Below are 25,284 nucleotides of genomic sequence, written 5' to 3' on the forward strand. Positions count from 1 at the left end.
ATGCAAGGTGACGCGCCAAAACCAGATGGTCAGGTCGCAGATGCGGTCAAAGACAACTGGGTTGACCGATATGCACCAGAATGGAGCCGCCCCTACCTGCGGCTCAGCCGCGCCGATCGCCCCATTGGTACCTGGCTGTTGCTGATCCCCTGCTGGTGGGGGCTGGCACTGGCAATCCTCTGGGATGGCACCCCACGCTGGGAAGATGCCTGGATCGCAATTGCCTGCGCCATGGGCGCCTGGTTGATGCGCGGCGCGGGCTGTACCTGGAACGACATCACTGATCGCAATTTTGACGGCGCGGTTGAGCGCACCCGCTCGCGGCCGATCCCTTCGGGCCAGGTCACGGTGAAGGGCGCGGTGATCTGGATGGTGCTGCAGGCGCTGATTTCCTTTGGCATCCTGCTGACATTCAATCGCATGGCAATCTCAATGGGGATCCTGGCGCTGTTTCCGGTGGCGATCTATCCCTTTGCCAAGCGGTTCACCTGGTGGCCGCAGGTGTTTCTGGGCCTCGCCTTCAACTGGGGGGCGCTCTGGGCCTGGACCGCCCATAGCGACGCGCTGCACTGGCCTGCTGTGGCGCTCTATTTTGCCGGCATCAGCTGGACACTGTTTTACGACACCATCTATGCCCATCAGGATACCGAGGACGACGCCCTGATTGGGGTGAAATCCACCGCACGGTTGTTTGGCAGCAATACCCCAACCTGGCTGCGGCGCTTTATTGTCGGCACTGTCAGCCTGATGGCTTTTGCCATTATTCTGGCGCTGGATCTCGAGGACAACTACTGGGCCTTGGGTCTGGCGCTGCTCGGCCCCTGGGCCATGGGCTGGCATATGACCTGGCAATTGCGGATCTTTGACGCCGAAAACAATCAACGCCTGTTGCAGCTGTTTCGGCTCAACCGGGATACCGGCTTGATTCCGCTTATTTTCTTCGTTCTGGCCGCCTTCCTTTGATTGAAACACCGGGCGCGGATCTATACACAAGACGCAGTTTTTCCAAGGAATAGCCCCTTTATGCGCCTGTCTTCGCTTTTGATCCCGACCCTGACCTTTGCAGCGGCTGCCGGTATCAGTCTGATTGCGGCCAGTTTTGCAGTGACAGCAGTGGAGCAAAACAGCGAAACCGCGCTGCGCCGTGCCCTGGACGAAGGCGGCATGGGCTGGGCCGAAGTGACCTCTGACGGGCTGCGGGTGACCATGCAGGGCACCGCCCCGGATGAGGCCACCCGCTTTGCCGCGCTTTCCCTGGCTGGTGGCGTGGTTGATGCGACCCGGGTGATTGACGAAATGTCAGTGCCGCCGTCAAAAGGCATCGCGCCGCCTCGGTTTTCGGCAGAGATCCTGCGCAATCACAGCGGCATCTCCATCATCGGCCTGATCCCGGCCACTTCCTCGCGGGCGGATCTGGTGAACCAGCTGAACGGTCTGGATGCGGCAGGACAGGTCGCGGATCTGTTGGAAACCGCGCGATATCCGGAGCCAAAGGGCTGGTCGGTGGCGCTGCGCTATGCCATCGCCGCGCTGGACCTGTTGCCACGCGCCAAGATTTCGGTGGATGCACAAACCATCAAGATCACCACCATGGCGGATTCTGCCGCTGCCAAAAACCAGTTGCAGGCCCAGCTGACCCGCATGGCACCGCCGGAACTGCATCTGGTGCTCGACATCACCGCCGCCCGCCCGGTGATCAGCCCCTTTACGCTCAGGTTCCTGATTGGGGAAAGCGGTGCGCGCTTTGATGCTTGCTCTGCCGAAAGCTCCGAGAGCCGCGCCGCAATCCTCAGCGCTGCCCGCGCCGCCGGTCTGGAGGGGGAAGTGGACTGTGTCATTGGCATGGGGGTGCCCTCCCCCAACTGGTCCCGCGCCAGCGCGCTGAGCATTGCCAGCCTGGCGGCCCTGGGACAGGGCACTGTCACCATCGCCAATGCCGATATCACCCTGGTTGCCGCCGAGGGCACAGCGCCCGATCTGTTTGACAAGGTGGTGGGAGAGCTGGAAAACGCCCTGCCTGAGGTCTTTGCCCTGCATGCAGTGCTGCCAATGCCCGCCAGCGACAGCGCCGCTGGCCCGCCCGAATTCACCGCCACACTCAGCCCTGAGGGGCAGGTTCAACTGCGCGGACGGATCAACGATGCGATGTCACGCGATATCGCCAGCAGCTACGCAAAGGCCCGGTTTGGTGCCGATCAGGTGCATACTGCAACCCGCGTGGTGCCGGATCTGCCCGCCGACTGGCCGGTACGGGTTCTGGCCGGGCTGGAGGCCCTGTCCCATCTCAAACGTGGATCGGTTACCGTCACCCCGGACAACCTGCAACTACGCGGCATGAGCCACCAGGAAGACACCCTGGCCGAGGTTTCCGGCTTTCTTGCGGCCAAACTGGGTGAAGCAGAAAGCTACGAGCTGGCCCTGACCTATGAAGAACCCCCAGCCCCCAAGGATCAGCCGCTGAGCACTGAGCTTTGCGCCGCCCAGCTGGCAGGGGCCCAGGCCAGCTCTGGCAAGATCAGCTTTGAACCCGGCTCTGCCACTGTGGCAGGGGGCAGCAGCGTGGTGCTGGATCACATCGCCCTGATCCTAGAGAGATGCGGGCCAATCCGGCTGGAAATTCAGGGCCATACCGACAGTCAGGGCCGCGAGGGCATGAACCAGACGCTCAGCCAGTCGCGGGCGCAGTCGATCCTCAATGAGCTGCGCGCCCGCCGCATTCGCACCACGGCCTTTATCGCCACCGGCTATGGCGAAAGCCAACCCATCGCGTCTAATGATAGCGAGGATGGCCGCGAGGCCAATCGGCGGATTGAGTTCCGTCTGATCCTCCCCGAAACCACATCTGAGGGCGAGACCACCCTCGAAGAGGCCGCCGAGGCTGCGCAGAATGCTGCCGCAGGCTCAGAGGCCGCAACCAGCACCGAACAGGAGACTTCAGGACAATGAACAGAGCAGAGTTCATCCTCACCACCGCCATCATCCTGTTTGCCGCCTTTGCCATGGGATGGTTTGCCAATTGGCTGGTGCATCGCTTTACCCGAGTACGCCAAAGCGATGTGGCCGATCTGGACCGGATGAGCCAGGAACTGCATGAGGCCGAAGAAACCCGGGATCAGGCAATTACCTATCTGCAGCAGCGTGAGGCCGAGTTGAGCAATCAGTTGACCCAGACCGAAGCAGAGCTCAGCGCCGCCATGGATGGGCTGCGTGATGCCCGCCGCGAAGCAGAAGAGCTCCGCAGCTACCTGCAGCAGGACTGATCCTGCAGATCAGCTTTGTCATCTCTGGACCGACCGACATGAGTTTTGGAAGGGGGGGGCTCCCGCGCCCTCAGGATGGCACAACCACCCTGAAAGGCCTTGGGCCCGGCACCGCGCTGCGCGCGCTGCTGTAGCGCCTCACATTCATCCCTCCCCCTTGGGCAAGCTTGGGAGAGCAAAGGTTTTGCACCGAGGCAATAAACCTGTCGGGATGCTCAATCCGGTCAAATCGCAGGTGTCTTGGTGACCAGTTGAAATACTGGCGCCCCGCAGCGCCTTCTACAGTCAGGACACCGTGGAAATACCAGCCGGAACTGTCCTTGGAGCCAGAAACTCTGGTGTAAAACGAAAACCCACGCAGATCCCAAAGCGTTTCCACTTTCCGCGAGGGCCCATGTTGCGCGATGCAATAGGGCGCACCTGCAGCAACTGCTCTGGCCTGAAATAGAACAGCAGGGACAGACAGCAAAGACCAGATAGCCAAGAGACTCGACAGTCCCACTCCCACAGCTGCCAGTCTTGCGGCTCTTGCCGACAACCACTTCGGTGTCATGCAGAGCAGGCTCGCCACAACGGCCAGCGTCAGACCACCACCATGCAGCGCCGATAACAGCCCCGCCCCAGGAGGGGCGAAGGCTACGCCTAGCAGGGTCAGACAAACCCCAACCCCACAGAGCGCTACTGCCAAAACCCGGATCCAGACTGGCGAAACTGTGGTTTTCAACCCTGCACCAAGGCAGACAAACACCATTGGCGAAGCCGGCGCAAACCAAACAGCCAAGGCCAGAACGCCGATCACCGTAGAACTTGTCGAAACCAGACTTGTGTCCAAAGGCTGGATGAAACCTGCAAGGATCAGTGCCGCAAAAGCTGCAAGCAGGTGTTTTGTCTTACCAAAGACTATCGTTTCCCAGTCTGATTGGCTGGGCAGAAAACCCAACTTGAAAGAACTGTTTGCCTTTAAAAGCCTTGGCGAAGCCAAGCAAACCGGCAAGCCTTGCCATAGGATGCTTTCGGCTAAATGCTACTGATTTGCAGGGGGCCAGACCATTGCACCCCTATTCCCCGCCAGAGGTCAAGAACACTGCGCCCGGCGCAACGCCCCAGGCTCAGCGCAGAGCGCTGAGCCTGGCCCAACTGAGCAGGCACATTCTTTGAATGTTGCCGAAACAGGCGGGAGCCCCACCTTGCTGTTGGAAAGGAACGGTTCATAGGCCCTGGTCTGGCGCTGTTGCACGGTACTACCAGCGCTCTAAAGCGGTCTCGTCATCTGCCTTGGCAGAAACCCAGTCGGCCTGACCATCGGACAGGATTTCTTTCTTCCAGAAAGGCGCGCGGGATTTCAGATAATCCATCAGGTATTCAGCCGCCTCAAAGGCGTGCTTGCGATGGCGCGACGCCGTTGCCACCATCATGATCCGCTCACCCGGCGCCAGGCGACCATAGCGGTGAATGACCAGAACATCCGCCAGCGCCCAGCGTGTCTTGGCCTCCGCGGCGATCGCCTCCAGCGCCTTTTGGGTCATCGCCGGGTAGTGTTCGATCTCCATGGCAACCAGACCACCACCATCCGCGTCGCGCACCACGCCGGTAAAGGTCACAATTGCTCCGGCGCCCTCAACCCCAGCCGCAAAAGCATCGCTCTCGGCACCAAGATCAAAGCCCTCTTCCTGCACCCGTACCTGCATCGCCTCAGCCCCCGGTCATCGGCGGAAAGAAGGCCACTTCGCGCACCCCCGCAAGCCCGGCATCAAAATCTGATAGCTCCTGATCCAGCGCCACCCGCAGGGCGGAAAGATCCGCAAAGGCCGCCGCATAGCGCTCTTCCCGCGCCGCCAGTTCGCTCACCAGATCCGCAACCGTAGCGGCGCTGGTATCAACCTGTTCCCGCGGCACCCCAATGCGTTCACGCACCCAAGCAAAATAGACAACATCCATCAGTTGCTCTCCTTCAGATGTGGCAGCGCCTTGCGCATGTAATCCGCCCCGGTGATCAGGGTCAGAGCCGCAGCAATCCATAACAACCACAGCCCGACCCGTCCGGTCCAGACCATGCCCTCCAGCTTCCAGCGCAGTCCATTCAGGTCTTCCACCTGCCCCGACAGAATATCAGCGACCAGCGCCTGGTCCATCCCAAGAGAGGACATCACCAGATAGTGTTCAAAGACACCCTGGGAGAACAGCGTGGCAATCGCCACCATCTGAGCCGTGGTCTTCCACTTGGCCAGTTGTGTCACCTTCAATGTGCCCGCCGTATCGCCCAGGAACTCCCGCAGCCCCGAGACAAAAACCTCGCGAAACAGGATCACCGTGGTGGGAAGCACCAGCCAGGGGGTCCAATGCTCATCCGCATAGCCCACCAGAATCATCAAAGCGACAACCACCATAGCCTTATCGGCAATGGGATCCAGCATCGCCCCCATTTTAGTCTCCTGCCCCCAGGCCCGCGCCAGGTAGCCATCAAACCAATCGGTGATGGCCGCCCCGACAAAGAGGATCAGCGCAAACCAATCCGCCAGGGGACGGGCAAAATAGAGAAACATAACGGCGAGACCCGGTGCGGCCAGCAGGCGCACCACGGTCAGGATATTGGGCAGGGTCCATTTCATGCGTCGGACCCTACAATGCGTCTTTCAAACATAAAAGCCGCATAAGTCACTTTCCCCAAGGGAAAGCACGCGGAGGTGATTTCCCCACTACCTGACTGGGCCATGTTCCCCCCAACTTTACTCGTTCTTCGAGCCAATGAAGTCAGCGCAGCTCAACCCATGGCAAAGAATAAAGCCAACGGGAGGTCCGAGTTCTGACGGGCAATTGGTCTAGTGAAGATCCATCTGCCGCTCAAACTGCCTGCACGTCCAAAGGCAGCCCCTAATGATCCCTACCCTTTTTCGTGGAAAAAATCATAGATCGTCTCGGCCAGGGCACTGGAGATACCATCAACGGCTTTCAAATCCAGCAGATCAGCGCGGCTCACCGCCTTGGCACTGCCAAAATGTTTCAGCAAGGCGCGTTTACGGCCTGCGCCAACACCCGGAACATCATCCAGGGGGGTTGCACCAACGGCCTTGGCGCGCTTGGCCCGGTGAGTGCCAATAGCAAAGCGGTGCGCCTCATCCCGCATACGCTGGACAAAGTACAACACCGGATCGTTGCGCTGCAGCGCAAAGGCCTTTTCACCGAGCCGGTGGAATTCCTCCTTACCGTGGTCGCGGTCCACCCCTTTGGCGACGCCCACCATGGGAATATCCTCCACCCCGTGCTCCGCCATGATTTCCGCCACCGCCGAGACTTGCCCGGCGCCCCCGTCAATCAACAGCAAATCCGGCCAATGTCCCTTGTCGCGATCAGGGTCTTCTTTTTTGAGACGCGAGAAGCGCCGGTTCAGCACCTCTTTCATCATGCCAAAGTCATCGCCGGGAACCAGATCATCGCCCTTGATGTTGAACTTGCGATAGGCGTTTTTCATAAACCCTTCGGGACCCGCCACGATCATGCCGCCCACCGCATTGGTGCCCTGGATATGCGAGTTGTCGTAGACTTCGATCCGTTGTGGCGGACCTTTGAGGCCAAAGGCCTCGGCCAGACCTTTGAGCAGCTTATTCTGTGTCGCGCTTTCCGCCATCCGCCGTGCCAGGCTCTCGCGGGCATTGCGCACGGCCCCGGCTACCAGTTCGGTCTTTTCACCGCGCAGGGGAACCAGAATTTCCACCTTGCGCTCGGCCTTGCCGCTTAGCGCCTCTTCCATAAGATCAGTGTTTTCAATTGCATCCGACAGGATCAATTGCCGTGGTGGCTCTTTGTTGTCGTAGAACTGACCCAGGAAGGCCTCCATCACCTCCGCCGGGTTCATATCCGCATCCACACGGGGGTAGAAATCCTGATTGCCCCAGTTCTGATTGGCGCGAATAAAGAAGACCTGCACGCAGGCCTGGCCGCCCTCCATATGCAGGCCAATGATGTCGGCCTCGGCCACACCACGCGGGTTGATGCCCTGTACGGACTGCACCTGGGTCAATGCCTTGATGCGATCCCGCAGGGCGGCCGCGCGTTCAAACTCCATCGCCTCCGAGGCCTTCATCATCTCGGCTGCCAGCTCCTCCTGGATCTTGGTGGAGCGGCCAGCCAGAAAACGTTCGGCATCGCGTACAGAGAGATTGTATTCCTCTTCCGAGATCTCACCGGTGCAGGGCGCCGAACAGCGCTTGATCTGATACTGCAGGCAGGGGCGGGTACGGCTTTCAAACATGGCGTTGGAACAGTCGCGCAGCAAAAACGCCTTTTGCAGCTGATTGAGGGTCCGGTTCACCGCCCCAGCCCCGGCAAAGGGGCCAAAATAGCTGCCCTTTTGCTTGCGCGCGCCACGATGTTTCTTGAGCTGGGCAAAGGTATGATCCTTGGCCACCAGAATACTGGGGAAGCTCTTGTCATCGCGCAGCAGCACATTGTATTTGGGCTTCAGCTGCTTGATCAGGTTCTGCTCCAGCAGCAGCGCCTCGGTTTCGGTCCGGGTGGTGAGAAACATCATCCGCGTGGTCAGCGCGATCATCCTCTCGATCCGCGGCGAATTGCCGGGGCGCGTATAGTTTGACACCCGCGCCCGCAGGTTGCGCGCCTTGCCAACATAGAGCACCCTGCTTTCGCTATCGAGCATCCTGTAGACCCCCGGCGAGGCATCCAGGGTTTTGACATAGTCCTGAATCACCCCATAGCCCCGACGCGGCGCCTCCAAACTGGAGGCCCTGTCATCGGGCTGTTCTGGCGCCTGTTCCGGGGCCTGATCTGCGGGCTGTTCTGAGCTCTGTTCTGGCGTCTGATCTGTCATGCACCAGTGATATGATTCCCAGCGCTCGGCTGCAATGACTCTGCGGCGGGTTCAAGCCCTGAACAAATCCACCACCCCTGTGGATAAGCCTGAAGATATCTTTGGGCTATCCCTGCTTTTCCCTTATTTCACACGGTAATTTCACTATTGCTTAATTTTTAGGCACTTTTATAAGATGTTGAAACAAAACAAAACATTTCCAAACACCTGTCAAGTTTTTGAAAACAAAGACTCTTTTGTAACGGATCTGTGACGGAAGCACCAAAGGTGCACAACTTTCCCTGAGGTAATGCCTTCCGGGTTCAGCTGTGGCCCAAATTATCAGGCTCAGCCCGGCCCAGGTGCTCGCCGCTATCGACGCAGATCAACTGCCCTGTCACCGCACGCGCAGTCAACAAATAGCCGAGTGCAGCGGTGATATCCGCAGGGTCTACGCCCCGTTGCAAAAGGGTTGTGGCGCGCTGCCTGGCAAATTCTTCATCGCTTTGGTGAGCATTGGCCAGCGTCGGTCCCGGCCCAATCGCATTGACGCGGATCTTTGGTGCCAGCGCCTGCGCAGAGGTCTGTGTCAGGGTCCAAAGCGCCGATTTTGCCAGGGTATAGCTCATGAAGTCCGGCGTGAGGTTGCGCACCCGCTGATCAATCATATTGATCACCAGCCCCCAGGCCTGCGGCTCCCCTGCCCCGTCGACTGAGGCCGCAACAGATTGCGCCGCCATCGCCTGAGTCAGCAGGAAAGGGGCCCGCAGATTGCTGTCAAAGGCACGATTCCAGCTTGTTGTGGTGGCGCTCTCCAGCTCATCCGGTTCAAAAATCGAGGCATTGTTCACCAGGCAGGTGATAGTCCCGCCCAATTCCGAAACCGCACGTGGCAACAGCGCCTGGGTGGCCGCTGGTGACAGCAGATCCGCCTGCAGGGTGATCGCCTGGCGCCCCATGGCGCGGATCTCATCGGCAACCTCACCTGCCTCGTCGGCAGATTGGTCGTAATGCACCGCGACGTCATAGCCCTCCGCCGCCAGTTTGAGCGCCATGGCGCGGCCAAGCCGCTTGCCCGCTCCGGTTACCAATGCTCGCATTGCCAGATCCCTTTAGGCCGCCACAGGGCAGCTATCGCGGTTAAAAGAGCACCAGGAGATATCCGATGTAAAGCCCCGCCAACGCTATGCCCCAGAGCCGGTTGATATCCTTTTTCAGGAACACAAAGGGGAAGATCAGCAGCGAGGCCGCCAACATCACCCAGAGGTCAAAACGCAGGAATTCAGGATCAACTGTAATCGGCCCGATAAAGGTGGCGACACCAATAATGGCCAGAAGGTTGAACATGTTGGAACCAATGACATTGCCCAGCGCCACATCCGCCTGTTTGCGCAGGGTCGCCATGACTGTGGTGGCCAGCTCGGGCAAAGAGGTGCCAATAGCAACCAATGTCAGGCCAATGATCGGCTCGCTGATGTCATACATCCGGGCAATGATGGTGGCATTATCCACCAGTAGATCCGCCCCCAAGGGCAGGCCAATCAGGCCAAGCCCCAGATAGATGCCAATTTTCCAGACCGGCATGCTGGGGTCAGCTTCTTCCAGCCCGTCCAGCACCTCGTCTTCTTCTTCGCCGCCACAGCAGTTTTTGCGATGGGCCCGCGCATCACGAAAGGCGTCCGCCAAAAACAGCGCCAGGGCCGTCAGCAGGATCAGCCCGGACCAGATCGCCAGGGTGCCACACATTGCCAGACCAATGAACAGCACTGTGGCCATCAACATCAGCACGTAGCTTTTGCGGCTATCGCATTGGCTGGTGTGCAGGGTGGCGATAATCGCCGGGATGCCCAGCACCATAAGGATATTGGCGGTATTGGAGCCCACCACATTGCCCAGGGCAATGCCATCGGCATTATCCGCCACCGCATTGATCGCGATCAGCAGCTCTGGCGCCGAGGTGCCAAAGGCCACGATGGTCAGGCTGACGATCAGCGCAGGCACACCAAGGCGCAGCGACAGGTTCACAGCGCCACGCACCAGGGCGTCACCGGCCAAAAGCAGGATCACCAGACCCAAACCACACAGCAGCCACGGCATCATTTGCGCGGTCCTTTTAACTTGCAGCCGCAGGGGCCTTTGCCAATCTTGAACCGCCCACAGGACGGACAGCGCGCGGATTGCAGGCGTTTCTTCCCGGGAAAGGTAACCTTCCCGAACATGGCCAGCACCGCGATGACCACCAGAAATAGGGTGACGATCTTAAAAATCACTTCAGAGCCCAAAACGCGCATAGGCTGCGCGCTCCTCGATGCCCGCCGCGACATCCCGGGCCAGCTCAACACCAAACCGGCTGAGGAAGGGTTTTTTGACGCCGTAGCGCCGCAGCTTTACCTTGTCTCCAAAGCGCTCCATCAAGGCGGGCTTGATATGGCCGATGCCATCAATCAGCCCCAGCTCAATCGCCCGTTTGGCCAGCCAGATTTCGCCGGTGAACAGCTTGTGACTGCCATCGAGTTTTTCACCGCGCCGCTCGGTCACGTGGTCGATAAAATTCTCATGAATATCACCCAGAAGGCCCTTCAGCCGCGTGACATCCTCGGGATCTTCGGCCTGAAACGGGTCGAGCATGGATTTGCTCTCCCCTGCGGTATAGACCCGGCGCTCGACCCCGTGCCGGTTCAGCAGCTCCTGGGCACCAAAGCCCGCCGAGATCACCCCGATAGAGCCCACAATGGAGCTGGCATCGGCCCAGATCTCATCCGCGGAAACGGCCAGCCAATAGCCACCCGAGGCGGCGACATCCTCAACAAAGGCGAGAACAGGAATATCTTTTTCCTTTGCCAGCCGTCGGATACGCGCCCCAATCAGCGAGCTTTGTACCGGCGAGCCGCCCGGAGAGTTGATCTCCAGCGCAACCGCATCGGGTTTGCCCTTGCTAAAGGCAGCCTCAAGTACCGGGGCCAGCGAGGCATCATTCAGGGCACCACGCCCGGACATGCCAATGGCACCCGAGAGGCGCACAACAGAAACGAGGGGCGGTTTTTTCACAAAGGGTAAGCGCAGCATCATGGCGCCGATGTAGATGGCCGGGAGGGGTGAAACAAGGGAAGGGCCGTTACAAATTCCGTTGAGGCCAAAAACCAAAGGTCAACGTGTAAATATGCAACGCTCCCGGCGCGGGCCGGGAGGTTTTGCGCGAATAGCGGTCTTTGTGGTGGTTTTAACTGCCAAAATTCAGCTGGCTTGTGCTCAGGAGCGAATGCGCCAGCCGGTTTTGAAGATCCACCAGATCACCCCAAGACAGAGGGCCGTGAAGAGGCCAATTGCCATGAGGCTGGTCCCCACCGGAACATCCGAAGTGCCAAAGAAGGACCAGCGGAAGCCCGAAATCAGATAGACCACCGGGTTGAACAGGGTGATTTTCTGCCAGATCGGCGGCAGCATCGAGATCGAATAAAACGAGCCCCCCAGGAACACCAATGGCGTCACGATCAATAGTGGAACCAGTTGCAATTGCTCAAAATTCTTGGCCCAGATGCCGATGATAAACCCCATCAGCGCAAAGCTGAGGCAGGTCAACACCAGGAACAGAACCATGGCAACAGGATGGGCAATGGTGATATCCACAAACAGGGTTGAGGTCGCCAGAATGACAAAGCCGATAAACAGGGCCTTGGTCGCCGCCGCCCCGACATATCCCAGCACGATCTCCAGAAAATTCACTGGTGCCGACAAAAGCTCGTAAATGGTGCCGATGAATTTGGGGAAATAGATCCCAAAAGAGGCATTGGAGATGCTTTGGGTCATCACGCTGAGCATGATCAGACCGGGGACAATAAAGGCGCCATAGGCAATGCCGTCCACCTGATCGATGCGACTGCCAATGGCCGCGCCAAAGACCACAAAATACAGCGAGGTCGACAGGACAGGCGACAGGAAGCTCTGAAAAAGAGTACGGAAAAATCGTGCCATTTCAAAACGGTATATTGACCAAATAGCAGTCCAGTTCATGAGGTCTCTCCTGAAACAAGGCCAACAAAGATATCTTCAAGGCTGGACTGACGTGTCGAGACATCCGCCAGCACCAACCCAGCAGTCGCCACATCGTTCAACAGCGCGGTGATGCCGGTGCGCTCGGCCTTGGTGTCATAGGTATAGATCAAGGTCTCGCCCGTCTCACTCAGCTCCAGATCATGGGAGGCAAGGCTGGCGGGTATCTCCGTGATGGGTGCCGAGAGATGCACGCAGAGCTGCTTTTGCCCCAGCTGCGCCATCAGCTTGTCCTTGTCCTGGACCAAAAGGATCTGCCCATCGGCAATCACCCCGACCCGGTCGGCAATGGCTTCGGCTTCTTCGATGTAATGGGTCGTCAGAATGATGGTGACACCGCGGTCTTTCAGCTCCTGCACCACATCCCACATATCCTTGCGCAGCTCGACGTCAACGCCGGCAGTAGGCTCATCCAAGAACAGCACCCGCGGCTCATGCGCCAGCGCCTTGGCGATCAGCACCCGGCGCTTCATACCGCCAGAGAGCTCTTTGACCTGAGCGTTGCGTTTGTCCCAGAGCGACAGTTTCTTCAGGATATCTTCGATCAGCGGCTCGTTCTTGGGTTTGCCAAACAGCCCGCGCGAAAACCGGACCGAGTTGATCACCTTTTCAAAGGGTTCGAGGTTGATTTCTTGTGGTACCAGCCCAATCAAAGAGCGCGCGGCGCGGAAATCATCGAGGATGCAATGGCCACCAACCTTAACCGATCCAGAGGTGGGCGTGGTGATACCACAGACCGTCGAGATCAACGTGGTCTTGCCAGCGCCATTGGGCCCCAGTAGAGCAAGGATTTCACCTTCATCAATATCCAGCGACACACCTTTGAGCGCTTCAAAGCCACCCTCATAAGATTTGCGCAGATCGGAAATGGACAGGATCGCCGCCATGAGACCTCCGTTGATAGATCAATATGGCCGAGCCTAGCGAGGGCACAGACATATCGCCAGTGGTAGGGTGCGCAGACACATGTGCGCCTGCGCAGGGTCTTTCGGAATGTAGGCCTGTTACAGACCGCCGTCTGTTACTCGGATCACAGATCAGTTGCCGGTGATCTTCTTGAACCAGCCTTTTTTCTCGCCGGCCTCACCTTCGGCCTCTTCGCCTTCGGCATCCGGCTCTTCCGGGGCCAGGTGAGTTTGCAGATTGACAAAAAACTGATCGGCCATCTTTTTGGCGAAGCCATCAATGATCCGACTGCCCAGCTGGGCCAGCTTGCCGCCGACTTTGGCCTCAACCTCATAGGACAGCAATGTGCCTGTCTCAGAGGTCGCAAGGCTGACCACCGCGCCGCCCTTGGCAAACCCCGCAGCGCCGCCCTTGCCTTCGCCGGTGATGGTGAGCTTTTCGTTCTCGATCAGATCAGACAGGGTGACCTGCCCCTTGAAGGTGGCCTTCACCGGGCCGACCTTTTGCGTCACCGAAGCCTCAAAGCCCTCCTCGACGCTGCCACTAACCTCCTGCGCGCCCGGCACGCAGGCCTTCAGAACCTCGGGGTTCGAGAGGGCGGCATAGACCTCGGCCGGGGGGGCGGCAATCTCTTTGCTGTCACTCATCTTCATGGCGGGGCCTCCTTTGGGCTGGCAGCGAGACAAAGCAAGATCGCTGGGATCCACCTCTGCCTCGCTGCCACGTGGTTTGAACTCTTTCCCTAGACCTAGCCGACCCAGAGCCCCCCTGCCAAGATGCAAGCCGACAGCTGCCCTGATCACCGGGGATTTAACGCAGCGTTGGAAGGCCCAAATGATCAACCACGGCTGCGATCACACCCTCATCTCGCAGTATGCGGTTATGGCCAAGCCCATCTGTTACCTCCAGCCGCGCCACCTCCCAATCTCTCGCCAGTTCTTCGACCTCCATCAGTGGAATGATGCGATCGGCATTGTCGTGCAGGATCAGGGCCGGCAGCGACAGCCGGCGGATGAGCGTGCTTGCCTTGAGCGCCGAGAAGGGCAGGCCATAGCGAGCCTCCACCCGTTTTTGCGCCCGGTTTGCCACCTCTGGTGAAAACCCGAGTTGTGCGGCAAGGCGCCGAATGAAGCTTTCCAGATCCGGCGTCGGCGCCAAAAGCGCCAGTCGATCCGCCTGCATTCCCTTGGTTAGAGCCGCAATTGCTGCCGCTGCCCCATTGGAATGGGCAACCACACCCGCCAGAGGTCCAAGCCGGGCAGCGACCTCCCGGGTGACCTCCAGCATTTCCGGCAGCGAGCTGCGATTGCCTGCAGCCCCGCCATGTGCCGGGGCGTCAAAGGCAACAACCCGGTATCCGGCGGCCACCAGAGGCGCCGCAAAGCCGCCCATCTGTCCGGCGCGCCCGCCAAAGCCATGCACCAGCAACACAGTTGGCAGCGGCGCCTCGTCCCGCACGCCTGACAGCGGCTGCGTGCCGAGCCACTCATAAAGTGGCACCTGCTCACCGCTGGCCAGCCTCAACGGGGTGGCTGTCGCCTGCAACAGCCAGTCGCGCTCATGCCGGGGTAATTTCTGCCGCCCCGGACGGGTAAAGAAATAGGCAAACAAACGCGCCGCCAAACCGGGGCTAATTCTGCTGAGGCCAGATGTGATGAGCTGAAACCATTTGGGGGTTTTGCTGCGGGCGGATTGGGATTTGGTATGGGCTGCCGGGCCCACCACAGAGCTGACAGACTGGCGGGCGGGTGAAGTCGTGACCATCTTGCGGCCTCCTGAATTGTCGGTGCCATTCTACTTTGGCTTGGCGATGCATTCCCCTTGTGGGGTCGAATCAAAACTAAGTTCTTTTTTGGAACCTATTATCAGTTCCAATTGAGAACTCTGTCAATCCGTGTTAGGAATCAGCTCATGAAATGGCATGATCTCAATGGTGACACCTGCCCGCTCGCCCGCGCTATGGGCGTGGTCGGGGATCGATGGACATTGCTCATCCTGCGGGAATGTTTCCTTGGGGTGCGCCGATTTGACGGGTTCCAGAAGCGTCTGGGCGTGACCCGGCACCTGCTGGCGGAACGGCTGAAACGGCTGGAGGCCATGGGGGTGCTGGAACGGCGCCCCTATCAGGAACGCCCCCTGCGCCACGAATACCGGCTGACCGCCGCGGGGAAAGACTTTGCCCCGGTGCTATTGGCGATGCAGGACTGGGCGCAGCACAATCTGCCCAGCGAGGCCGCTGCCCCCTTTGCCTTTGTCACCCGCGACAGCGGCGCAGAGGTGGATCCGGTTCTGACCGACAGGCACACAGGACAGGAGTTGAATCACCGGACTGTTCTGATGGTCCCGGCAACTGCCGCAGCCTCCAAGGTGATAGAGACGAACCGCGCGGCATCGCGCAGCAGCACCGACAGCAGTTGACCTAAGGGTCGTGCCACGGAGCTTGAGTAAAAAAGGGGGCGCATCGCTGCCCCCCTTTCTGGTTTTGGGACTGTCGGGATCACCGCCTAACGGTTGCCCTTTGGGATTTCCTCGTTTGTGGTCCAGTCAAAGGTGCCCTCATCCCGTTCCCGCACGGCCTGCTTCCAGCCCATCTCTTCTGAGCGCGCCTTGAAATTCAGCCCCTCCGGCGAGTGCCGGGTGATACCGTCAAAGATTGTCGCCAAACGCTGTGTTTGCATCAGTCCGGTTTGCTCAATCGCCTGATTAATCACCATTTTCTGCATCGCCAGTTGATTGATCGGCACCGTTGACATCCGCGCCGCCATGGCCTCGACCGTGTCGTCCAGATCCGCCATGGGCACCGCCTGCATTACCAGCCCCATATCTGCGGCCTCGCGCCCCGAGATCTTATCGCCGGTGAACAACATCCGTTTGGCGCGCTCTGCCCCGAGACGGTAGACCCACATGGCCGTGGTTGGGCAGCCCCAGACCCGCGTCGGCATGTATCCAATCTGCGCTTCCTCAGCCATGATGGTCATATCGGCGCAAAGCGCGATGTCAGATCCACCCGCCACGGCAGCCCCATGCACCTTGCACAACACGGGCTTGACCGCCCGCCACAGCGACATGAAGTGCTGGGTGTTTTCCCACATAAAACGGTAGTCTTTGATCGGGTCCCAGGGCATCTCCTGTGTTGCAGCCCCTGACCCATTGCCCTCGGCATAAAAGGTCAGATCATAGCCGGCACAAAAAGCATCGCCCGCGCCCGAAAGCACCATGACATGCACACCCGGATCGGCATCCGCCTGCGTCACGGCGGCGGCCAGATCCCTGGGCAATTGATCGTTGATGGCATTCATGACCTCTGGCCGGTTGAGCGTAATCCGCGCAATCCGGCCAGTTTTCTCATAGGCAACTGTCGACATGTCTCTCTCCCTGATTTGTATTCAGGAAATCATGCCCCTTGCCATGCGGCCAGTCCCAATGGGCCGGGGTCTCCCCGACCTACGTGGCGTCAGATGGGTTTAGTAAGGCAGGCCCACATAGTTTTCCGCCATTGAGGCCTGCGCCGCCTCGGAGGAGAACAGGTAGTCCAGGTCTGCGCATTGCAGCCGCAGATCCGCTTCACTCATATCCGGGAAGCGATGCAATAAGTTGGTCATCCACCAGCTGAAACGCTCGGCCTTCCAGACCCGTGCCAGGGCTTTTTCCGAATAGCCCTCCAGACCGGTGCTGTCGCCCCGTTTGTAGTGGTCCAGGAAGCCGTGATAAAGATAGTAGATATCGGACGCCGCCGAGTTCAGCCCCTTGGCCCCGGTGGGCGGCACGATATGGGCGGCATCGCCGGCCAGGAACAGCTGACCATAGCGCATAGGCTCGGCCACAAAACTGCGCAGGGGCGCAATGGATTTCTCGATCGAGGCGCCGGTTTGCAACCCTTCGGCCACTTCCTTGGGCAGACGCGCCTTCAGCTCGGACCAGAAGGCCTCATCCGTCCAATTCTCTGCCTTGTCAGTCAGCGGCACCTGAATGTAGTAGCGGCTCAGCACCTGACTGCGCATGGAACAGAGCGCAAACCCGCGTTCATGGCGGGCATAGACCAGCTCGGGAGAGGCGGGCTTGGTCTCAGAGAGGACACCCAGCCAGCCAAAGGGATAGACCTTTTCATATTCGCGCAGCACATCGGCTGGGATCGATTTGCGGCTGACCCCGTGAAAACCATCGGCACCGATGATAAAGTCACAGTCGATACGGTGCTCAACCCCGTATTTTTCATAGGTAACAAAGGGGGTTTGCGATTTCAGGTCATGCGGCTGCACATTGTCAGCCTGATGAATGACCACGCCCCCCATGGCGTCACGTGCGGCGTAGAGATCGCGTGTCACCTCGGTCTGACCATAGACCATAACCGTTGCCCCATCGGCAGATGCCGCCAGATCGATGCGATCCATGCGGCCCTGATGGGCCAGATAGACACCATGATGCTCTTCGCCCTCGGTCTCCATACGCGCGGCGCAACCCGCTTCGCGCATCAGCTCCACAAAGCCGCGCTCCAGCACCCCGGCGCGAATACGCCCCAGAACATAGTCCCGCGTCTGGCGTTCCAACACGATGGTATCGATGCCCTGACGATGCAAAAGCTGCGACAAAAGAAGCCCCGAAGGACCACCGCCAATAATGGCAACTTGAGTGGTTGCTTGCGACATGAACACGCCTCCCGAATACGCTGGGCCTGATAGCTGCCCCTGATCTAGAGGCTAATATGCATGGCAGAGTTCACTTTGCGAATGGACTGACTGCGCAACGTCTTGTACAATTCACACATGAACCCCGCCTCGCATATCAGCAGCTACAACCTGTTTGGTGAAACCGCAGAACTGGCGGATGTGCTGCATGTTGAGACAATTCGCTCCCGCTCGGCCCTGCATGATTGGCGACTGAAGGCCCATCGCCACGCCCGGTTGCACCAGTTGCTGTTCCTGACAAATGGCAGTGGCCTGGCAGAGATCGACGGCAAATCGCAGCCCATTCCAACCGGCAGCCTGGTCAATATTCCGCGCGGCGTGGTGCATGGTTATGACTTTGCGCCGGAAACCCGCGGCTGGGTGGTGACGCTGACCTCTGATCTGCTGGATCACTGCATACAGGCCAGCGAAGGGGTGCGCGCACCGCTGGAACAGGCCGCAATCCTGCCGCTCCCTCCCGAGCTGGGTGCGCTGGCGGCGCACCTGTTTGATGAATACCACCGACAGGATTTTGCCCGCGCGCAGGTCTTGCGATCCCTTGCCGGCGCCCTGATCGCCCTGACCGCCCGCGCCATATTTGAAGCTGACAGCGCCAATCACCAAAGGGCGGGAAATCCACTGTTCACCCGTTTTGAGGAAATGATCGAACGGGATTTTCGCAAACGTCGCCCGCTGACTGATTATGCCCGGGAACTGGCGATTTCCCCGACCCACCTCAACCGGATCGCCCATCAATCCGCCGGCCAGGCCGCCTCGCAATTGATCAACGAACGCATGTTGCGAGAGGCGCGCCGGATGCTGATCTACACCAATCTGACCGCCGCAGAGATTGCCTATGATCTGGGGTTTTCCGATCCGGCACATTTTAGCCGGGTCTTTAGCAAAGGCACCGGCACCCCGCCAAAGCTGTTTCGCAAAAAGGTCAGCGAGGCCTAGACCAGCGCCTGAACCTCGCCAGATGGCGTGGTCATCCCGGCAAAGACGAGCTGCAGATATTGCTCTGCGATCTCCTCCTGCGGCACCGGGTTATCCACCCGATTCCAATGGGGGATCCAGTTCAGCGCCCCAAAGACCGCCGCCGATACCAGGCGCGGATCACAGGGCCGCAGGCTGCCCTCGGCAACGCCCTGCTTGATCAGGCTGCGCAGTTGGAAATCCACCTCAGCCTTGCTGTCCCGCAGCGCTTTGCGCCGTTCCGGCGACAGACTGTGTTCGCGCACCATGGCAATTGTGGCCCCCAGATCGGTGGAGACCCAGGCGCAATAGCCCCGGATCAGCAGTGTGATGCGGGCGATCACCGGCAGGCCGGGGTCTTGGCTCTGCGCCATGGTCTCCCCCAGAACCTCCAGCCCCTGCTGGTGGCAGCCAAAGAGAATGTCCTCTTTGCTTTGCACATAATAGTAGATGGTCCGCTTGGTGATATTGAGCGCCGCTGCGATATCCTCCAGCGAGGTCTGCTCGTAGCCGTGATCATTGAACAATCGTGCCCCGGCCTGCAAAACCGCTTGCCGTTTCGCCTCCCGCTGCGCATCGCGACTCGCGCCTGGTGTGGTCCAGCTCTTATTGCCCATTGTGCCGATCTGCCTTCAACAAATTCACCAATTCCCGCCGCCATCCTCGGCCTGCCCGACCTGATGCAGCCCATATGACGCCCGGTAATTACACCCATCAGTTACATGAAACTTGACCTCTTGCCCAGCCCCGGCAAAAAGTAACCAAGAAGTGTAAATCCGCCGACACGCAGCACCTGCGTCCAAAACTGCAGCAAGGAGAGAGACCAATGTCATCAGAGGTACTGGTTGCCGGAGTGGGCATGACCAAATTTGCCAAGCCCGGTCAAAACGCCCCCTATACCGAAATGGGCGCCGCCGCGCTGCGCGATGCGCTTGCCGATGCCGACTTGCCCTATGATGCGGTTCAGCAGGCCTATGCGGGCTATGTCTACGGCGATAGCACCTGCGGGCAGGCGGTGCTCTACAAGGTCGGCATGACCGGTATTCCGGTGATGAATGTGAACAACAACTGCTCCACCGGCTCAACCGCGCTGTTCATGGCGCGCCAGGCGGTGCAGTCCGGTGCCGTGGACGTGGCGCTGGCCCTTGGGTTCGAACATATGCAGCCCGGTGCGCTGACCTCGCATTGGACCGACCGCCCCAGCCCCTTTGATGCCTTTGACGCTGAGACCGACGACCTGGTGGGCCATCCCGAAATCCCGCTGGCGCTGCGCTACTTTGGTGGGGCCGGCAAATCCCACATGGAAAAACACGGCTCCTCCCTCACCGATCTGGCCCGTATCCGCGCCAAGGCCAGCCGCCATGCGGTGAACAACCCGCTGGCCCTGTTCCGCCAGGAGCTGACGCCTGAGGACGTACTGCAAAGCCCGATGATCTGGGAGGGCGTAATGACCCGGCTGATGGCCTGCCCGCCCACCTGTGGTGCCGCAGCAGCCATTATTGTCAGCGAGGACTACGCCAAAAAACACGGGCTGAACCAAGCAGTGCGCATCAGCGGTCAGGCCATGACCACAGATTATGCCTCCACATTTGAAGCCCATGACATGATGCAACTGGTGGGCTACGACATGACCGCCGCTGCTGTCAAACAGGTGCAGGAGCAGACCGGCATCTCCATCGATGACGTTGATGTGGTCGAGCTGCACGACTGTTTTGCCCATAATGAGATGATCACCTACGAGGGTCTGGGTCTCTGCCCCGAGGGGGGTGCCAGCAGGTTTATCACTGATGGCGACAATACCTATGGCGGCAAGTTTGTGACCAACCCCTCGGGCGGGCTGTTGTCCAAGGGCCATCCTCTGGGAGCCACGGGTCTGGCCCAGTGCTACGAGCTGACACGGCAATTGCGTGGCACGGCGGGGCCAACCCAGGTTGAGGGCGCACGCACTGCACTGCAGCACAACCTCGGTCTGGGTGGCGCCTGCGTTGTCACGCTGTACCAAGCCGCCTGAGGGGACTAGCGCATGATTGACAGATCCTTCATTGGCCGCAGCTTTCCATCGCTGACAACAGGGGTGGAGGCCGGCCGACTGCGGGCCTTTGCCCGTGCCACCGGCCAGCGCAACCCGATCTATTGGGACAGCGCCGCAGCTCAGGCTGCAGGCTACCGCGACATTCCCGCACCGCTGACCTTTGTCTTCACACTCGATCTGGAACGCGATGACCCCTTTTATTTCATCAATGAGATGAAAATCGAACTGGCCCATGTGCTGCACGGCGAGCAGAGTTTTACCTATGGGGTTCCAATCTGCGCCGGGGATGAGGTCACCCTGATCAGCAAGGTCGTGGATATCTACGACAAGAAGGGCGGCGCGATGGAGTTTGTCATCCTGGAAACCAGCGCGCAGAACCAGTTGGGCGAAGACCTGGGCTCCATGACCCGCACAATCGTTGTGAGGAACCCAAAATGAGCAGCGTTGAAAACACAGTGACTTTTGCCTCGGTTCAGGTAGGGGATGAGCTGCCTGCCATCCGCCAGCGCGCCATCAGCCGCACCACCCTGGCGCTCTTTGCCGGGGCCTCGGGCGATCACAACCCGATCCATATCGACATCGATTTTGCCAAAGCAGCGGGCATGCCGGATGTCTTTGCCCATGGCATGTTGAACATGGCCTATCTGGGCCATCTGCTGACCGCCTGGGTACCGCAGAGCGCCGTGCGCGAATTCTCCACTCGTTTTGTGGCCATCACCCAGATCCATGCGGTGGTGACCTGCACGGGCCGTGTGGTGGAGAAACGCGGGGGCAATCTGGTGGCACTGGAAATTGAGGCCGCCGATCAGAACGGCGAGGTAAAGCTGGCGGGCGAGGCGCTGGTCGAGCTGCCCTAGCACATAACGAGGGCAGCGCCCGATCCTGGGTGGGTGCAAAGCGCCCTCCCATGGGGAGGGTCGGGCGCTGCCCAGCGTTCCGCCGGACCGAACATTGCAATCGTCTTTGACATAGGACTTACACAAAATGACAAAACTCGCAGGCAAGACAGCCTATATCACCGGCGCCGGACGTGGCATTGGCCGCTCCATCGCGCTGAAACTGGCAGGCGACGGCGCCAATGTTGTGCTCAATGATCTCGACGTGGAGCCCGCACAGGCGGTTGTGAATGAGATCGAAGCCATGGGCGGCAAGGCCCTGGCCATTCCCGGCTCGGTTACCGCACCCGGCTTTGCCAATGATTTCATCCAGGCCGGGATCAACAAATTTGGTGGCATCGACATCATCGTCAACAATGCCGGCTACACCTGGGACAGCTTCATCGGAAAGATGAGTGACCAGCAGTTCGACGCGATGATCGACGTGCACCTGAAAGCCCCCTTCCAGATCCTGCGCGCTGCCGCTCCTTTCATTGCCGAACAAGCCGCCATCGAGGCCGCTGAGGGACGCGAAGTCTTCCGTAAGGTGGTGAATATCTCGTCTATTGCAGGCACTGGTGGTAATGCGGGTCAGGCCAACTATTCCTCGGCCAAGGCGGGGATTGTCGGCATGACCAAAACCATGGCCAAGGAATGGGGCCGCTACAAGGTCAACGTCAACGCCGTTGCCTTTGGCATGATCGCCACCCGCCTGACCGAGGCCACGGATGAGAAAAAATCCATCGAGGTCGAAGGCAACACCGTGGGTATCGGCATCCCTAAGAAGGTGGTCAAAGGCTTTGAGATGATGATCCCGATTGGACGCGCCGGCACGCCCGAAGAGGCCGCAGGCGGCGTCTACCTGTTCTGCATTCCCGAAAGCAACTACGTTTCCGGCCAGACGCTGATCGTTGGCGGCGGGCTGACGGCGTAATCCCAAGGGCAGTGCCCGACTGCGGGTGGGGGTAAAGCCCCCGCCCCTTTGCCGGAGGCAAACCTCCGGTTTGACGGGGGCGGTCGGGCACTGCCCGGCGTTCCACCGGGCCTAATAGGAGAACACAATGCTTAAAGGCACCCGTATCATCGAAGTAGAGGGCCTTGGCCCCGGCCCCTTTGCCGCCATGTGGCTGGCCGACATGGGCGCCGATGTGATCTGTGTCCACCGCAAGGGTGGCGGCGTCACACCGGGCATGCCGGAACGCTCGGTTCTGGATCGCGGTAAGCGCTCGATCGAGCTGGACCTGAAAGATCCCGAAGACATCAAGGCCTTCCTCGCGCTGGTCGCCACCGCCGACGGGTTGATCGAGGGCTTTCGCCCCGGCGTGATGGAACGGCTTGGCATCGGCCCCGAGGCGTGCCATGCGGTCAATCCCGATCTGGTCTTTGGCCGCATGACCGGCTGGGGCCAGGACAGCGCCCTGTCGGAAACCGCGGGCCATGATCTGAACTACATCTCGCTCTCCGGCGCGCTGTGGTATGCCTCCAATCCCGGCGATGCGCCGCTGTCCCCGGCCACCCTGGTCGGCGATATCGGCGGTGGTGCCATGTATCTGGTCGCTGGCATGCTGGCCGGGCTCTTGCGCGCTAAGACCAGCGGGGAGGGCACGGTGGTGGACGCGGCGATCTATGACGGATCGGCCCATATGATGAACCTCTTGATGAGCATCCGTCAGGCGGGTGGCTTTGGCGAGACCCGCGGGCAGAACCTGCTGGATGGTCCGCATTGGAGCCGGTCCTACGCCTGTGCTGATGGCGGCTATATGACCGTGCAATGCCTGGAGCCAAAATTCTATGCCCAGTTCCTGCAGTTAATGGCGCTGAGCGAGGATGCCGATTTCAAACGCCAGTTCGACAAGAGCCTCTGGCCCATACTGACCGGGCGTCTGGCCGGGATCTTTGCCAGTCACCCGCGCGCCCATTGGGCGGCGCTGTTTGACGGATCGGACGCCTGCGTCGCCCCGGTGCTGAGCCCCGATGAAGCCCTGACACATCCGATGAACGCGCGCGGCACCTGGGTTGAACATGACGGCACCCTGCAGGCGCGCCCTGCCCCCCGCTTTGATCACGCCTCCGCCTGGCAGCCTCAGCCCAGCCCGGAACGTGGGCAACACAGCAGCGAAATTCTGGCCGAACTTGGCCTCCATAAGGATTAACCCCAATGACTGCCCATATCTCCCCCTGGATGGATGACGAACTGACCATGCTGCAGGAGTCCCTGCGTGAGTTTTATGCCAAGGAAATGGTCCCCCATGAAGAACGTTGGCAAAAGCAGGGCCATATCGATCGGGAGTTCTGGAACAAGGCCGGCGAAATGGGCATCCTCTGCGCCAGCGTTCCCGAAGAATACGGCGGCATGGGCGGGGATTTTCGCCATGAGGCGGTGATTGCCACCGAGCAGTTCCGCGCCGCCGGCTTTTCCGGTTTTGGCAATTCCGTACATAGCCAGATCTGCGCCGGCTACATCCTCGACTATGGTTCAGAGGAGCAAAAACAGCGTTGGCTGCCCAAGATGGCCAGTGGTGAGATGGTCTGCGCCATAGCCATGACCGAACCAGGCACTGGCTCGGACTTGCAAAACATCAAGACCACTGCGCGGCTGGAGGGCAATGAATATGTGCTGAGTGGCTCCAAGACCTTCATCACCAATGGCCAGCAGGCCGATCTGATCATTGTGGTGGCCAAGACCGATACCAGCCTTGGCGCAAAAGGCATTTCCCTGATGATGGTGGAAACCGCCGAGGCAGAGGGCTTTGCCCGGGGCCGCAATCTGGAGAAACTGGGGTTGAAAAGCCAGGACACCTCCGAGCTGTTTTTTGACAATCTGCGCCTGCCGCCTGAGAACCTGCTGGGTGGCGTCGAGGGTCAGGGGTTTTATCAGCTGATGAAATCCCTACCGCAGGAACGGTTGGTGGTGGCCCTGGGCGGGGCGGCCGCAATGGAGAAGGCGCTGGAAGAAACCGTGGCCTATACCTCCGAGCGCCGCGCCTTTGGCAAGCCACTATTGGAGATGCAGAACACCCGCTTCAAGCTGGCCGAGGTGAAAACCATTGCCCATATTGCACGGGTGTTTCTGGACGACTGTGTGGCCAAACATCTGCGCGGCGAGCTGGATGCCACCACCGCCTCGATGGCAAAATGGTGGGTGACACAGATGCAATGCGACTGCATTGATGAATGCCTGCAGCTCTTTGGTGGCTATGGCTATATGTCGGAATACCCGATCTCGACCATGTATGCCGATGCAAGGGTGCAAAAGATTTACGGCGGCTCCAACGAGATCATGAAAGAGCTGATTGCCCGCAGCCTGACCGCCTGACCCTGACGAATTGCACATAGAAAAGCCCGCGCTACAGTGACCTGTTGCACGGGCTCTTTAGGGTCAGACGGGCCAGATCAGCCTTTGTTTTTCGCCTCAGTGGCGGCCTTCATCCGGGCCAGAAGCGCCGATTTATCCTGCGCTTTGCCATAGGGGTTTTTGCGACTGCCCTTGGCATTATGTTCGGCGTGGCGCGGTGTGTTGCCACCCTTGTTGGGATTGCCGGATTTTCCGTAGTCCATGGGGTTGGCCTCAAATCTGGGAATGCGAGTAAACGCTGTAGCGGCGCTGATGCACCAAAGTCCGGGTCTTTGCAAGGCTGACCGCAGTGTGGGGCGCTGCCCCCGCAGCCCCTTTGGGGCCGCTCCCCCGGAATATTTGAGGAAAGGTGAAAGTCCAGGG

The 25,284-nt window shown here is 59.6% G+C and carries 28 protein-coding genes; 11 read left to right on the forward strand and 17 right to left on the reverse strand.

What is annotated here, in order from left to right:
* The 3 genes from ubiA to ED661_RS03845 are packed head-to-tail and all read left to right on the forward strand — an operon-like array spanning nt 1 to nt 3,260.
* The gene (gene ubiA / locus ED661_RS03835; RefSeq protein ID WP_122072622.1) at nt 1-963 is read left to right on the forward strand and encodes a 4-hydroxybenzoate octaprenyltransferase; all 963 of its coding nucleotides are present in this window, start codon (nt 1-3) and stop codon (nt 961-963) included.
* A gap of 60 nt (nt 964-1,023) precedes the next feature.
* A complete protein-coding gene (locus ED661_RS03840; RefSeq protein ID WP_122072623.1) occupies nt 1,024-2,946 on the forward strand; it encodes an OmpA family protein in 1,923 nt (640 codons plus the stop codon).
* Nucleotides 2,943-3,260, forward strand: coding sequence for a hypothetical protein (locus ED661_RS03845; protein WP_009809708.1), 318 nt, complete (start codon nt 2,943-2,945; stop codon nt 3,258-3,260). Before ED661_RS03840 ends, ED661_RS03845 begins: the two co-directional genes overlap by 4 nt.
* Nucleotides 3,261-3,330: 70 nt before the next feature.
* Here the strand turns inward: ED661_RS03845 and ED661_RS03850 are convergent, their stop codons facing one another.
* The 13 genes from ED661_RS03850 to ED661_RS03910 all read right to left on the reverse strand — a co-directional run bounded on the left by ED661_RS03850 (nt 3,331) and on the right by ED661_RS03910 (nt 14,784).
* Nucleotides 3,331-4,200 (reverse strand): hypothetical protein, encoded by an 870-nt coding sequence (locus ED661_RS03850; protein WP_122072624.1) that lies wholly within the window; start codon nt 4,198-4,200, stop codon nt 3,331-3,333.
* Between the two features lie 301 nt (nt 4,201-4,501).
* The gene (locus tag ED661_RS03855) at nt 4,502-4,948 is read right to left on the reverse strand and encodes a molybdenum cofactor biosynthesis protein MoaE (protein ID WP_122072625.1); all 447 of its coding nucleotides are present in this window, start codon (nt 4,946-4,948) and stop codon (nt 4,502-4,504) included.
* A gap of 4 nt (nt 4,949-4,952) precedes the next feature.
* Nucleotides 4,953-5,198: a molybdopterin converting factor subunit 1 gene (gene moaD / locus ED661_RS03860; protein ID WP_122072626.1), complete on the reverse strand. Its 246-nt coding sequence runs from the start codon at nt 5,196-5,198 to the stop codon at nt 4,953-4,955.
* Entirely contained in the window at nt 5,198-5,869 is a 672-nt protein-coding gene (gene pgsA, locus ED661_RS03865; RefSeq protein ID WP_122072627.1) for a CDP-diacylglycerol--glycerol-3-phosphate 3-phosphatidyltransferase, read from the reverse strand. Before pgsA ends, moaD begins: the two co-directional genes overlap by 1 nt.
* 272 nt (nt 5,870-6,141) lie before the next feature.
* Nucleotides 6,142-8,085, reverse strand: coding sequence for an excinuclease ABC subunit UvrC (gene uvrC, locus ED661_RS03870; protein WP_254054762.1), 1,944 nt, complete (start codon nt 8,083-8,085; stop codon nt 6,142-6,144).
* A 302-nt stretch (nt 8,086-8,387) separates the two neighbouring features.
* Nucleotides 8,388-9,164, reverse strand: coding sequence for an SDR family oxidoreductase (locus ED661_RS03875; protein WP_122072628.1), 777 nt, complete (start codon nt 9,162-9,164; stop codon nt 8,388-8,390).
* A 40-nt stretch (nt 9,165-9,204) separates the two neighbouring features.
* Nucleotides 9,205-10,164 (reverse strand): calcium/sodium antiporter, encoded by a 960-nt coding sequence (locus ED661_RS03880; RefSeq protein ID WP_122072629.1) that lies wholly within the window; start codon nt 10,162-10,164, stop codon nt 9,205-9,207.
* On the reverse strand, nt 10,161-10,355 hold the full coding sequence (locus ED661_RS22065) for a hypothetical protein (protein ID WP_122072630.1): 195 nt from the start codon (nt 10,353-10,355) through the stop codon (nt 10,161-10,163). Before ED661_RS22065 ends, ED661_RS03880 begins: the two co-directional genes overlap by 4 nt.
* A complete protein-coding gene (locus ED661_RS03890) occupies nt 10,336-11,133 on the reverse strand; it encodes a S49 family peptidase (protein WP_122072700.1) in 798 nt (265 codons plus the stop codon). Before ED661_RS03890 ends, ED661_RS22065 begins: the two co-directional genes overlap by 20 nt.
* A 180-nt stretch (nt 11,134-11,313) precedes the next feature.
* Nucleotides 11,314-12,075: an ABC transporter permease gene (locus ED661_RS03895; RefSeq protein WP_122072631.1), complete on the reverse strand. Its 762-nt coding sequence runs from the start codon at nt 12,073-12,075 to the stop codon at nt 11,314-11,316.
* A complete protein-coding gene (locus ED661_RS03900) occupies nt 12,072-13,001 on the reverse strand; it encodes an ABC transporter ATP-binding protein (RefSeq protein ID WP_122072632.1) in 930 nt (309 codons plus the stop codon). Before ED661_RS03900 ends, ED661_RS03895 begins: the two co-directional genes overlap by 4 nt.
* Before the next feature lie 150 nt (nt 13,002-13,151).
* The gene (locus ED661_RS03905; protein ID WP_122072633.1) at nt 13,152-13,673 is read right to left on the reverse strand and encodes a CoxG family protein; all 522 of its coding nucleotides are present in this window, start codon (nt 13,671-13,673) and stop codon (nt 13,152-13,154) included.
* A 157-nt stretch (nt 13,674-13,830) separates the two neighbouring features.
* Nucleotides 13,831-14,784, reverse strand: a complete 954-nt coding sequence (locus ED661_RS03910) for an alpha/beta hydrolase (protein WP_122072634.1) — start codon at nt 14,782-14,784, stop codon at nt 13,831-13,833.
* A gap of 147 nt (nt 14,785-14,931) precedes the next feature.
* Here ED661_RS03910 and ED661_RS03915 point away from each other — a divergent pair, with 147 nt between their 5' ends.
* Nucleotides 14,932-15,438 (forward strand): helix-turn-helix domain-containing protein, encoded by a 507-nt coding sequence (locus ED661_RS03915; protein WP_122072635.1) that lies wholly within the window; start codon nt 14,932-14,934, stop codon nt 15,436-15,438.
* 86 nt (nt 15,439-15,524) lie between these two features.
* Here the strand turns inward: ED661_RS03915 and ED661_RS03920 are convergent, their stop codons facing one another.
* On the reverse strand, nt 15,525-16,385 hold the full coding sequence (locus ED661_RS03920) for a crotonase/enoyl-CoA hydratase family protein (protein WP_122072636.1): 861 nt from the start codon (nt 16,383-16,385) through the stop codon (nt 15,525-15,527).
* Nucleotides 16,386-16,484: 99 nt separating this feature from the next.
* On the reverse strand, nt 16,485-17,666 hold the full coding sequence (gene pobA / locus ED661_RS03925) for a 4-hydroxybenzoate 3-monooxygenase (RefSeq protein WP_122072637.1): 1,182 nt from the start codon (nt 17,664-17,666) through the stop codon (nt 16,485-16,487).
* 117 nt (nt 17,667-17,783) lie between these two features.
* Between pobA and ED661_RS03930 the strand changes: the two genes are divergently transcribed.
* Nucleotides 17,784-18,641 carry a helix-turn-helix domain-containing protein gene (locus ED661_RS03930; protein ID WP_122072638.1) on the forward strand — a complete coding sequence of 286 codons (858 nt, stop codon included), beginning with the start codon at nt 17,784-17,786 and terminating at the stop codon, nt 18,639-18,641.
* Here the strand turns inward: ED661_RS03930 and ED661_RS03935 are convergent.
* A complete protein-coding gene (locus ED661_RS03935; RefSeq protein ID WP_122072639.1) occupies nt 18,638-19,276 on the reverse strand; it encodes a TetR/AcrR family transcriptional regulator in 639 nt (212 codons plus the stop codon). The genes ED661_RS03930 and ED661_RS03935 overlap by 4 nt on opposite strands.
* A 209-nt stretch (nt 19,277-19,485) precedes the next feature.
* On the opposite strand from ED661_RS03935, the gene ED661_RS03940 reads away from it, so the two are divergent.
* The 6 genes from ED661_RS03940 to ED661_RS03965 all read left to right on the forward strand — a co-directional run bounded on the left by ED661_RS03940 (nt 19,486) and on the right by ED661_RS03965 (nt 24,882).
* Nucleotides 19,486-20,670, forward strand: coding sequence for a lipid-transfer protein (locus ED661_RS03940; protein ID WP_122072640.1), 1,185 nt, complete (start codon nt 19,486-19,488; stop codon nt 20,668-20,670).
* 12 nt (nt 20,671-20,682) lie between these two features.
* The gene (locus ED661_RS03945; protein WP_122072641.1) at nt 20,683-21,129 is read left to right on the forward strand and encodes a MaoC family dehydratase N-terminal domain-containing protein; all 447 of its coding nucleotides are present in this window, start codon (nt 20,683-20,685) and stop codon (nt 21,127-21,129) included.
* Complete coding sequence (locus ED661_RS03950; RefSeq protein WP_122072642.1) at nt 21,126-21,548, forward strand: MaoC family dehydratase; 423 nt, start codon at nt 21,126-21,128, stop codon at nt 21,546-21,548. The genes ED661_RS03945 and ED661_RS03950 overlap by 4 nt, the downstream gene beginning before the upstream one ends.
* A 127-nt stretch (nt 21,549-21,675) precedes the next feature.
* A complete protein-coding gene (locus ED661_RS03955) occupies nt 21,676-22,500 on the forward strand; it encodes an SDR family NAD(P)-dependent oxidoreductase (RefSeq protein WP_122072643.1) in 825 nt (274 codons plus the stop codon).
* Between the two features lie 127 nt (nt 22,501-22,627).
* A complete protein-coding gene (locus ED661_RS03960; protein ID WP_122072644.1) occupies nt 22,628-23,719 on the forward strand; it encodes a CaiB/BaiF CoA-transferase family protein in 1,092 nt (363 codons plus the stop codon).
* Nucleotides 23,720-23,724: 5 nt separating this feature from the next.
* A complete protein-coding gene (locus ED661_RS03965; protein WP_122072645.1) occupies nt 23,725-24,882 on the forward strand; it encodes an acyl-CoA dehydrogenase family protein in 1,158 nt (385 codons plus the stop codon).
* A 77-nt stretch (nt 24,883-24,959) separates the two neighbouring features.
* Here ED661_RS03965 and ED661_RS21830 read toward each other — a convergent pair whose 3' ends face one another.
* Nucleotides 24,960-25,124: a hypothetical protein gene (locus tag ED661_RS21830; protein WP_162930023.1), complete on the reverse strand. Its 165-nt coding sequence runs from the start codon at nt 25,122-25,124 to the stop codon at nt 24,960-24,962.
* Between the last annotated feature and the right edge of the window lie 160 nt (nt 25,125-25,284).

It is taken from the genome of Pseudophaeobacter sp. EL27, assembly GCF_900313025.1.
Taxonomy (GTDB): domain Bacteria; phylum Pseudomonadota; class Alphaproteobacteria; order Rhodobacterales; family Rhodobacteraceae; genus Pseudophaeobacter.

Bases quoted from the DNA above. Each gene is read 5' to 3' on its own strand.
- ED661_RS03905 (WP_122072633.1), bottom strand. From the start codon at position 13,673: ATGAAGATGAGTGACAGCAAAGAGATTGCCGCCCCCCCGGCCGAGGTC.
- ED661_RS03910 (WP_122072634.1), bottom strand. From the start codon at position 14,784: ATGGTCACGACTTCACCCGCCCGCCAGTCTGTCAGCTCTGTGGTGGGC.
- ED661_RS03930 (WP_122072638.1), top strand. From the start codon at position 17,784: ATGAACCCCGCCTCGCATATCAGCAGCTACAACCTGTTTGGTGAAACC.
- ubiA (WP_122072622.1), top strand. From the start codon at position 1: ATGCAAGGTGACGCGCCAAAACCAGATGGTCAGGTCGCAGATGCGGTC.
- uvrC (WP_254054762.1), bottom strand. From the start codon at position 8,085: ATGACAGATCAGACGCCAGAACAGAGCTCAGAACAGCCCGCAGATCAG.
- moaD (WP_122072626.1), bottom strand. From the start codon at position 5,198: ATGGATGTTGTCTATTTTGCTTGGGTGCGTGAACGCATTGGGGTGCCG.
- ED661_RS03895 (WP_122072631.1), bottom strand. From the start codon at position 12,075: ATGAACTGGACTGCTATTTGGTCAATATACCGTTTTGAAATGGCACGA.
- ED661_RS03875 (WP_122072628.1), bottom strand. From the start codon at position 9,164: ATGCGAGCATTGGTAACCGGAGCGGGCAAGCGGCTTGGCCGCGCCATG.
- ED661_RS03945 (WP_122072641.1), top strand. From the start codon at position 20,683: ATGATTGACAGATCCTTCATTGGCCGCAGCTTTCCATCGCTGACAACA.
- pgsA (WP_122072627.1), bottom strand. From the start codon at position 5,869: ATGAAATGGACCCTGCCCAATATCCTGACCGTGGTGCGCCTGCTGGCC.
- ED661_RS03845 (WP_009809708.1), top strand. From the start codon at position 2,943: ATGAACAGAGCAGAGTTCATCCTCACCACCGCCATCATCCTGTTTGCC.
- ED661_RS03920 (WP_122072636.1), bottom strand. From the start codon at position 16,385: ATGTCGACAGTTGCCTATGAGAAAACTGGCCGGATTGCGCGGATTACG.
- ED661_RS03935 (WP_122072639.1), bottom strand. From the start codon at position 19,276: ATGGGCAATAAGAGCTGGACCACACCAGGCGCGAGTCGCGATGCGCAG.
- ED661_RS03955 (WP_122072643.1), top strand. From the start codon at position 21,676: ATGACAAAACTCGCAGGCAAGACAGCCTATATCACCGGCGCCGGACGT.
- ED661_RS22065 (WP_122072630.1), bottom strand. From the start codon at position 10,355: ATGCGCGTTTTGGGCTCTGAAGTGATTTTTAAGATCGTCACCCTATTT.
- ED661_RS03965 (WP_122072645.1), top strand. From the start codon at position 23,725: ATGACTGCCCATATCTCCCCCTGGATGGATGACGAACTGACCATGCTG.
- ED661_RS03840 (WP_122072623.1), top strand. From the start codon at position 1,024: ATGCGCCTGTCTTCGCTTTTGATCCCGACCCTGACCTTTGCAGCGGCT.
- ED661_RS03890 (WP_122072700.1), bottom strand. From the start codon at position 11,133: ATGATGCTGCGCTTACCCTTTGTGAAAAAACCGCCCCTCGTTTCTGTT.
- pobA (WP_122072637.1), bottom strand. From the start codon at position 17,666: ATGTCGCAAGCAACCACTCAAGTTGCCATTATTGGCGGTGGTCCTTCG.
- ED661_RS03915 (WP_122072635.1), top strand. From the start codon at position 14,932: ATGAAATGGCATGATCTCAATGGTGACACCTGCCCGCTCGCCCGCGCT.
- ED661_RS03940 (WP_122072640.1), top strand. From the start codon at position 19,486: ATGTCATCAGAGGTACTGGTTGCCGGAGTGGGCATGACCAAATTTGCC.
- ED661_RS03880 (WP_122072629.1), bottom strand. From the start codon at position 10,164: ATGATGCCGTGGCTGCTGTGTGGTTTGGGTCTGGTGATCCTGCTTTTG.
- ED661_RS03960 (WP_122072644.1), top strand. From the start codon at position 22,628: ATGCTTAAAGGCACCCGTATCATCGAAGTAGAGGGCCTTGGCCCCGGC.
- ED661_RS21830 (WP_162930023.1), bottom strand. From the start codon at position 25,124: ATGGACTACGGAAAATCCGGCAATCCCAACAAGGGTGGCAACACACCG.
- ED661_RS03855 (WP_122072625.1), bottom strand. From the start codon at position 4,948: ATGCAGGTACGGGTGCAGGAAGAGGGCTTTGATCTTGGTGCCGAGAGC.
- ED661_RS03950 (WP_122072642.1), top strand. From the start codon at position 21,126: ATGAGCAGCGTTGAAAACACAGTGACTTTTGCCTCGGTTCAGGTAGGG.
- ED661_RS03900 (WP_122072632.1), bottom strand. From the start codon at position 13,001: ATGGCGGCGATCCTGTCCATTTCCGATCTGCGCAAATCTTATGAGGGT.